Here is a 1,225-nt window from a genome sequence, read left to right on the forward strand (position 1 = left end):
CCAGAATATCTTCCATTGTGGCAATGCCGAGAGCGTCGCCATACTCATCAACTACAATGGCAATTCGACGTTTCTCCCGCTGGAAGTGTATTAGCTGGGTGTTGAGTGTAGTACTCTCAGGAGTGAAGTAAGGTTCTCTGCAAGCTTGAAGTAGCATGGCTTTGTTCGGTTCGTCATTTGAAAGTACGCGAGTCATGCTGCGAAGGTGTAGGATGCCAATGATGTTGTTTATATCGCCCTTGTATACGGGGAGGCGTGTGTGTTGGGTGGTTTTTAGTTGCTGAAAAATATCATCCAGGTCATCGTCTATATCGATGCCAACAATCTCGTTTCTGGGAATCATGATGTCGTTAACGGTGACTTTCTCTAGGTCTAGAATCCCCAGTAGCATTTCCTGGTGTTTGCGTGGGATCAAGGTGCTAGATTCATTAACAAGTGTTCTCAGTTCTTCTCGGCTTAGGTGGTTTTCTTCTTCTCCGTTTGTACTAAAGCCGAGTTTTGTTAATAGGAAGTTAGTAACAAGGTTAACTGACCAGACAGCTGGGTAGAGTAGCTTTAGTAGAGGTTTTAGTATGTGTGCGGCGGGAAAGGCAACCTTTTCCGGGTGGTAGGCTGCAATGGTTTTAGGTGTTATCTCAGCAAAAATTAGTATAACTAGCGTCAAGATTGCGGTTGCAATTGCGATGCCTGCGTCACCCCATAGTCGAATGGCAATGACCGTTGCTATTGACGAGGCTAGTATGTTTACAAAGTTGTTTCCAATTAGGATGACGCTAATTAATTGATCGGTTCGATCTAGTAGATTGCTGGCTTTCTCCGCGCCTTTATGGCCATTTTTCTTTAGGTGTTTAAGTCTGTAGCGATTGAGCGACAGCATGCCAGTTTCTGAGCTAGAGAAAAAACCAGATAAAATGATTAGAAAAAGCAGAAATAGTAATAGAGAAGGTATAGAGGCGTCGTTCAATGTTGTTTACCGTTTATATGAAGGTTGTCGGGTTATTTGCTTATTGTTTCAAGAACTAGCTTGCTACCGAAAAAACCTAGCATTAGAAGGCTAAAGCCCCAAAGTGTCCATTTGCTGGCTGTGATTCCTCTCCAGCCATAAATTTTTCTGCCTGCGAGTAGTGCAGAGAATGTGAGCAGAGCAAGAATTGATAAAACGGTTTTGTGTGCCAAGTGTTGAGCGAATAGGTCATCGACAAAAATGAAACCGGCGAGAATGGCA

General features: G+C 43.6%; 2 protein-coding genes. Both read right to left on the bottom strand.

What is annotated here, in order from left to right:
• Positions 1–964 (bottom strand): HlyC/CorC family transporter (locus A3766_RS27860; RefSeq protein WP_068643409.1); only part of this gene is annotated, 964 nt, incomplete at its 3' end.
• A gap of 32 nt (positions 965–996) precedes the next feature.
• The coding region (ccsA, locus tag A3766_RS29335; protein WP_197479806.1) for a cytochrome c biogenesis protein CcsA at positions 997–1,225 on the bottom strand (229 nt) is incomplete at its 5' end.

It is taken from the genome of Oleiphilus sp. HI0132, assembly GCF_001635845.1.